General features: G+C 43.3%; 8 protein-coding genes and 1 pseudogene. 2 read left to right on the top strand and 7 right to left on the bottom strand.

The window, feature by feature from the left end; genetic code table 11:
• Nucleotides 1-162: 162 nt before the first annotated feature.
• Nucleotides 163-1,314: an NAD-dependent epimerase/dehydratase family protein gene (locus O9290_RS24765; RefSeq protein WP_193961340.1), complete on the top strand. Its 1,152-nt coding sequence runs from the start codon at nucleotides 163-165 to the stop codon at nucleotides 1,312-1,314.
• 101 nt (nucleotides 1,315-1,415) lie between these two features.
• Here O9290_RS24765 and O9290_RS24770 read toward each other — a convergent pair whose 3' ends face one another.
• The 3 genes from O9290_RS24770 to O9290_RS24780 are packed head-to-tail and all read right to left on the bottom strand — an operon-like array spanning nucleotide 1,416 to nucleotide 2,889.
• Entirely contained in the window at nucleotides 1,416-1,910 is a 495-nt protein-coding gene (locus O9290_RS24770; protein ID WP_002758140.1) for a Spy/CpxP family protein refolding chaperone, read from the bottom strand.
• Between the two features lie 20 nt (nucleotides 1,911-1,930).
• Complete coding sequence (locus O9290_RS24775; protein WP_002758138.1) at nucleotides 1,931-2,305, bottom strand: hypothetical protein; 375 nt, start codon at nucleotides 2,303-2,305, stop codon at nucleotides 1,931-1,933.
• On the bottom strand, nucleotides 2,305-2,889 hold the full coding sequence (locus O9290_RS24780) for a sigma-70 family RNA polymerase sigma factor (protein WP_002758137.1): 585 nt from the start codon (nucleotides 2,887-2,889) through the stop codon (nucleotides 2,305-2,307). The genes O9290_RS24775 and O9290_RS24780 overlap by 1 nt, the downstream gene beginning before the upstream one ends.
• 48 nt (nucleotides 2,890-2,937) lie before the next feature.
• Here O9290_RS24780 and O9290_RS24785 point away from each other — a divergent pair, with 48 nt between their 5' ends.
• Nucleotides 2,938-3,159: a hypothetical protein gene (locus O9290_RS24785; RefSeq protein ID WP_071824995.1), complete on the top strand. Its 222-nt coding sequence runs from the start codon at nucleotides 2,938-2,940 to the stop codon at nucleotides 3,157-3,159.
• Here the strand turns inward: O9290_RS24785 and hpsO are convergent.
• The 4 genes and pseudogenes from hpsO to O9290_RS28635 all read right to left on the bottom strand — a co-directional run.
• Entirely contained in the window at nucleotides 3,101-4,270 is a 1,170-nt protein-coding gene (gene hpsO / locus O9290_RS24790; RefSeq protein ID WP_288057158.1) for a hormogonium polysaccharide biosynthesis glycosyltransferase HpsO, read from the bottom strand. The genes O9290_RS24785 and hpsO overlap by 59 nt on opposite strands.
• On the bottom strand, nucleotides 4,267-5,262 hold the full coding sequence (hpsN, locus tag O9290_RS24795) for a hormogonium polysaccharide biosynthesis glycosyltransferase HpsN (RefSeq protein WP_288057160.1): 996 nt from the start codon (nucleotides 5,260-5,262) through the stop codon (nucleotides 4,267-4,269). The genes hpsO and hpsN overlap by 4 nt, the downstream gene beginning before the upstream one ends.
• Nucleotides 5,263-5,378: 116 nt before the next feature.
• Nucleotides 5,379-7,106: a hormogonium polysaccharide biosynthesis protein HpsL gene (gene hpsL, locus O9290_RS24800; RefSeq protein WP_288054797.1), complete on the bottom strand. Its 1,728-nt coding sequence runs from the start codon at nucleotides 7,104-7,106 to the stop codon at nucleotides 5,379-5,381.
• Between the two features lie 59 nt (nucleotides 7,107-7,165).
• A pseudogene (locus O9290_RS28635) lies at nucleotides 7,166-7,304 on the bottom strand (RRXRR domain-containing protein); the annotation flags it as partial.

Below are 7,304 nucleotides of genomic sequence, written 5' to 3' on the forward strand. Positions count from 1 at the left end.
ACTGTGCTATCCTATCCCCAAGATCGTCTATTTATTGCTCAAACTAGCTCTCCCCACCCCACACCCCACACCCCGCGATGTTCAGGGGGATTAAACTGGTAAAGCGTGACACAAAACTGCTAGAGTTACCAAAGACGAGTATATAAACTTTACAGATATTGTATGAGAGTTTTGGTTATTGGCGGAGACGGCTATTGTGGTTGGGCAACGGCACTCCATCTATCAAATAGAGGTTACGAAGTAGGCATACTTGATAGTTTAGTTCGTCGCTATTGGGACTTACAATTAGGCTGCGATACCTTAACACCGATCGCACCCATATCTCATCGGATTCAACGCTGGCAAGATCTAACGGGAAAATCGATCGATCTTTTTGTCGGGGATATTAATGACTACGACTTTCTGATTCAATCCCTGCGACAGTTTCAACCGGATGCGATTGTTCACTTTGGAGAACAGAGATCTGCACCCTTCTCCATGATCGATCGCGAACACGCAGTTTTAACCCAAGTTAACAACGTGGTTGGCAATTTAAACATCCTCTATGCGATGAAAGAGGAATTTCCCGAAGCGCACCTAGTAAAACTGGGAACCATGGGTGAGTATGGCACACCGAATATAGATATTGAAGAAGGCTACATCACGATCGAACATAACGGTCGTAAGGATACTTTACCCTATCCCAAACAGCCCGGTAGTATGTACCATCTCAGCAAAGTCCACGATAGCCATAATATCCATTTTGCCTGTCGGATGTGGGGTTTAAAAGCCACAGATCTCAATCAAGGGGTGGTTTATGGAGTCCTCACCGAAGAAACGGGAATGGATGAGATGTTAATTAACCGTCTCGATTACGATGGGGTTTTTGGTACTGCTTTAAACCGTTTTTGTATTCAAGCGGCGATCGGTCATCCCCTAACAGTGTACGGTAAAGGTGGCCAAACGCGGGGATTTTTAGATATCCGCGATACCGTGGGTTGTTTGGAATTAGCGATCGCCAATCCCGCTCAATCGGGGGAATTTCGCGTTTTTAACCAATTTACCGAACTGTTTAGCGTCGGTGACTTGGCACTGATGGTGAAAAAAGCTGGTTCTGCGTTAGGGTTAAATGTGGAGATTAACAATCTTGACAACCCGCGCATCGAGTTAGAGGAACATTATTTTAACGCTAAAAACACAAAATTACTCGATCTAGGCCTACAACCTCACTATCTCTCCGATTCTCTCCTCGATTCCCTCTTGAACTTCGCCACCAAGTACAGAGACCGGGTAGATATGAATCATATCCTACCAAAAGTCACTTGGAAACGATAATTGATCAGTAAATGATAAGTTGAGGATGGGGTAGTAACCCATCCTTGGCGTTTTTCTAATGTATCGGAATCAAATTCGATCTTAATCGGCACTGATGGGAATTATTGTCGCCCACAATTGCGGGAATTAGGGCAACGTTCCTGCATTAATTGGGAAAATTCCGTTCTTTGAGCGGGAGTCAACACTTGACGAATTTCCAAAAAACTCTCAAATTGCAGGTTACTGATTTCTTGGCGATTGCGAGAGATTTGCTGATGTTTAGCACGGATATCTCGATCGGAGGCATTATTCGATAATAAACTATTTAATTCTTGTTCGTTGTTTCTAATGGTTTCTCGCAACTGTTTGGTTTTTTCCTGATATTTCTGACGAATAGCGGCAATTTTCGACTTTTGGTCATCGGTAAGGTTTAATTGTTCGATTAGTCTTTCTCGAGAATTATTCATTCGACGACTCTCAGGACGCTGGGGAGAGCTAGTTTGAGCGATAAATAGACGATCTTGGGGATAGGATAGCACAGTGGCACTTGGGGCCAAGTTAGCGGCCAGAGTTAAAACCATGGTTGTGCCGAGAATCGAGACAGTAGAAAAGTACATAATTGACCTTGACAAAGAAATTAAGGATTATAGGTAGAATAGGTGAGTTGAGGCTCGTTTAAGGTCATCCAAGGGGAACTATAAACGCTAGGAGCAGCAATCGGTGGAGCGATGCTATGGTTCCAACTCTCCACTAAAAAAGCTTCCAACTGCTCGTCGGAAATTTGGCCCAGTTGTGGATAAGGATGAAACCAACGATAGGAACCAACAATCAGCACCGATAAGGCAGTAATACCAGTTATCCACCCCAATAAAGGCAGGGATTTTGGGCGAGTTACCGGCCTTTCTCCCCTAATCATTTGCATTAACTGTTCTTCTTCATCTATCGGTCGAGGTGGCAGCGATGGACGATAGCGACGCAGAAAATTAACCACTTTGTCATCTTCTGGGGACATTAGATAACTCCTTGTTTTTGCAAAAATTGACCCATGGTTTTACGCGCATAATAAAGACGTGATTTCACCGTACCGAGGGGAATTTCTAAGATTTGAGCGATTTCCTTTTGGGGTAAGTCCTCTAGATCGTGAAGGACAAGGACAGCGCGATGTTCTAAACTGAGAATTTCTAACCCTTGTCGGACCACATCCTCATAATGCAATTGCATCAAATCGGGACTATCTTGGGGACGGGATTCGCTATCAAGGGAGTTTTCCTCATCAGTGCTTTTGGCCATCCTCATTTGTCTTTTGGCTAATTGTCGCCGACCATCGATCGCCACATTCCAAGTGATCCGATAAACCCAAGTGGAAAAGTATTCAGGTGAACGCAATTTCGGCAACCCGCGCCACAGTCTTAAAAATACCTCTTGGACAAAATCCTCTAGGAATTCCCTTCCACAGAGTTGATAGAGAGTAGAGCGGATTTTTGGTTGATAAAGACGGTAAAGGTGACGAAAAGCACCCCGATCACCCCTTTGACATTTTAAGATTAACTCTCGATCGCTCACACTTGTTTGCTTCTCGGTTATCACCTCGATCATTCCCCTCACCCCTAGCTACTTGTCCCTTTAGACTAGGGGGTGTCAAGAATGGTTCATAACCAGTTATCAGTTATCAGTGATCAGTTATCAGTGATCAGTTATCAGCTTTTTTCTCCCCACACCCCATCTCCCCTCTCCCTTCTCCCTTCTCCCCACACCCCACACCCCACACCCCACACCCCACACCCCACACCCCACACCCCACTTCCCATCATCGAGGGAGTAATTGTTGATAGAAATCCAATTGTTTTTGAGCGAGGGCTTTATTAGTATAATTGGTCATTACCCTCTGATAACCCCTCTGGCCTAATTCTTGAGCGAAGCTGGGATTATCTAAGAGAGTTTGTATAGATTTAGCCAGTGCCTCCCCATCTTTTTCGGGAAAAATTAAACCCGTATCAGCAATAACAAAGGGGATTTCTCCCGAATCAGAACCAATAACAGGAACCTGACAGGCCATAGCTTCAATTAAGACATGACCGAATTGTTCTTTCCAACCAACGGCAGTTAAGGTTTTGACCTGATAGGTGATTTCTGAAGGCAAAACTAAAGTGTTCATCAGGTTAATATAATTAACTACTTGATCGTGGGGAACACTTTCCACTATCATCAAGCGGTCGCTTATTCCTGCGGCTGTAGCTTCGCTGACTATTTTATCTTTCAGGATGCCCCGACCTAACAGTAATAATTTCCACTTACCTGTTAATTTAGCTACAGCTTTAATCAGCGTTATAATGCCTTTCTCTTCCACAAAACGACCGACAAAACCAATCACAAATTCATCGCTTTCAATGCCTAAAGATCGGGCTAAATCGGGTTGCTTGTCAGGGGAAAAAAGGACTTCATCCACTCCTAATTGCGGTAAAACTGTGTATTTACCCCTGTAACCCCGTTCTTTTAAAACATCTACTCCGTCCTGATTACCGGCGATTAAACCATCGGTATTTTTCAGGTTATAAGCTTCTAACCAAGAGATGGGAAATTTAGGAGTATAGGGAAGATTCCACCAAGTAAAAAATACATTTTTAGCCTGGAGATTTAAGAGACGATTCAGAGTAATAAATTGAGCATAAGCGAGAGATTTAGAACCCTGTTCCACTTGAATAATATCGGGTCTAAATTTCTGCAATAAAGGAATTATATCAGCACCAAAAGTTAATAAAGCTTGGTTATTCTGGCTAAAATTAGAGATAGGAATGACTCGGAAATTGTCGGCTATTTTCGGTTGACTTTCAATGATTTTATTTTGGACTCCTCCCGGTTGCCAACGTTGGGGAACAACAATAGTAACTTCAATATTGGGATTTAATCTTGTCAGGGCGCGCAGTTTCTCACAGTTGAGATCAACTATATATGTATGACTAGCGACTAAAATTTTCATAGATTATCTAGTTTTGTATAAATTTGGCCATCATTCCAGAGGGACTTTACTTGAGTTTTTAGAGCATCGAGAAAACCTAAACTATAAAAAATTCCCCTAGAAAGGATTTTAATCGGGGAACCACCTTTATTACAGGGAGGATTGCCAAGAACGTGACAATCAAATAATTTAGCGTAGAGTCGCAATTGTTGAGCGAGAGTGAGATTTTTCAGGGCCATCAGAAAGTGATTATGATAAAAAGTCGTCTGATAACTCAAAGAACGAGTGCTAATATCATGACAGCCGCCGGTTTCTTCCCCTAAATGAACCAGATAAGCGGTGGGATCGTACCAGACATGATAGGGAGTCCGGCGTAACCTTAAGCAAAAATCCGATTCCTCGCGCACGGCACTGCCACGAAAGCGTTCATCGAACCAAATGCCGTATTTCGTAAATATATCCTTACGGAAAGACATATTACAGCCCCGGGCTGAGATTACCTGCTGGGGTTTAGTGGTGTGGACAAGATCGATGTAATACCAAGCAATGCCCGGATCCATCGCTTGGGGGGGTAAAAAGTCGATTTCGTAGGGTTTGCCGGTATCTGTCACCATTTTTTGGGAGTCACCCAATTTCATGCGATCAAATACCCGACCGGCCACTACACCTATCTCAGGGTTCTTGACAAAATTCTCACTATGTGCTTTGAGATAATTATCCGGTAGCCGCACATCATCATCGATAAAAAGAACGATATCGCCTTGGGCGCGACGGACTCCATAATTTCTGGCACCGGGTAAACTCGCCCAATCTAGCCGATACCAGCTAATTTTGTGCTGATTAGCCAGATTTTCTAGATAGGATTGTATGGCGGGGCTATGGGTAGCGGTTTGGTCGATAACTAACACCTCAAAATCGGGATAATCTTGTTTGAGCAGGTCATCGAGAGTATCTTTAAGAGGCTCTTCGCGTCGATAGGTGGGTATGATGACAGAAATCGAGGGAAAATTCATAGCAGGGAATGGGGGAGTGGGGGAGTGGGGAAGTGGGGGAGTGGGGAAATGGGGGAATGGGGGAATTTCCACTAAAACCCTAAAACCCCAACACCCTAAAACCCAACACCTATATTTCAAGCTAAAGAAACACCTTTGCGTTTAAAATTTAAGCCCTTTTTGGAGGATTTTGTGGCGGTTTCCCCCGCCAGAATTTTAGCCTCTTTTTCCTGTTTTTCGATCACGGGTAATCTAAAAATTACGCCCGCAAATATCCAGTAATAAACGCCCACAGGATCCGTATCGAGGGCATACCAATAGGGAAGATAGGCAACAAAGAGCAGCAAAACCCAATAACTACCGGCAAAACCCCGCAGAGTGGGATCTTTGAGGGAACGATAGGTGCGGAAGGCCAGATAAACTAGATGGGTCATGAATATCATGTACAAGGCAAAACCAATGTATCCCAACTCGAATAAAACTTTAGTGTGATAGGTTTCCACAAAGGAAATATTACCGAAAACCCTAGCAGAAGCTGTGGCCACACCAAGTCCACGACCTAAAATACCGCCCTGATTACGGATAGCAAAATCCAACTGTTCTTGAAGAAAAGCGGTGGGGGGAGCCTGTCGCCAACGGCTGATGGCACTATCGTAGCGTTGTTGGACAAAATCGGGGTTAAGGAAAGAAAAACCGATAGCTAGAAGTAAAGTGGCGGCAAAAATGATCGGCAAAAATCGTTTTAAGTTAGCGATTTGTCCCGTAAGAATCGTCATCAGACCAATAATCATCGGTACAGCAAAGAAAGCTAATCTTTGCCCAGAGATCACTGCATTAATAAAAACTAGGGTTAAACCCACTAGGGCTGCTAGTCGCCATTTTTGGGAAATTTCACTAAAGGCACTGGCATAACAAACTACGGCACTAGAGACCAAAAACCAAGCCCAGTGCCAGGGAGAAACAAAGGTACCTGGTAGGCGGATCATATTCACTTCCGGACTATACACTAATGCCCCACCAACCAAACACCTTGCATCTAAGTGGGCTTTGAATAGTGCATCAGCTACAAAGCCTCTAGTTCCTACACAACGACCGGTTTTCAGCATCCAGTATTGCATTAGTCCTAGGACACAACAAATAATCGCTAAAGTCACTAAAAGACGACTAAAAAATAATAGGGTCGGTTTGTCTTTGATTAAGTAATAAGTGCAGAAGATCAAGGGGACATAACCCAGCAAAACTTTAAATCCTAATATTCCTTGCAGAAAAGTCTCACTTGTCCGACAGGGAATCCCGCGCAAACGACCATCCCTAAAGATACTCATCCCAGCCACGGAATCACAAGTAGGCAGAAATTGTCTCTGCAAATTGACGGCTAATAGACAAACTACACAGAAAACAAAGATTAATAATAGGGTTGTACCTAATTGTTTGGGGACAATAATCGGTAATTGCTTTTTTCGACATTCTAAAACTAAGGCGATTAAAGCGGGTAGATAAAAGATATCTTTACTAAGCTGGAGGATTGAACTACCTCCCAACCAATACACGATAGTGCCAGTGAAGGGGACATAGATAATAAATGCCCAAAGAGCCATGCGAGGATAGCTAAAGGAGAAAACTACTAAAATTAAGGCTAAACTTACTGCAGCTCCTATCGTGGCATCAAATAATAAGCTGAGGGGTAATCCGAGCAAAATTGCTACACAAATAGCAAAAATAACCAACCCCGTTAACTTTTGTTTCTTTTGCCTTTCTTCTTTTTTGAGGGCAAGTTTCTCTTTGATGTTAAGCGGGGGACTATCAGCTTTTGTTTGGCCTTGTTTATTCTTTTTTTTCTGGCGATCAATACTTAGTCTGGTCATCGAAAAACTGGGTCTGAAACCCCGCCCTTTAGCGATAGCGGAGGGCGGCTTTATATAAGTTAGCGAGAAACAATTAAACCGTTAGAACGACGAATTAACTGAATCTTGCTAACAGCTATCTGTCCCAATCGTTGACCATTGGTATCGCTTACAGATAGCTGTTTTTCGGTATCTCCACTGACATAACCAATCCCTTTG

The organism is Microcystis sp. LE19-41.2A (assembly GCF_027530405.1).
Classification (GTDB): domain Bacteria; phylum Cyanobacteriota; class Cyanobacteriia; order Cyanobacteriales; family Microcystaceae; genus Microcystis; species Microcystis aeruginosa.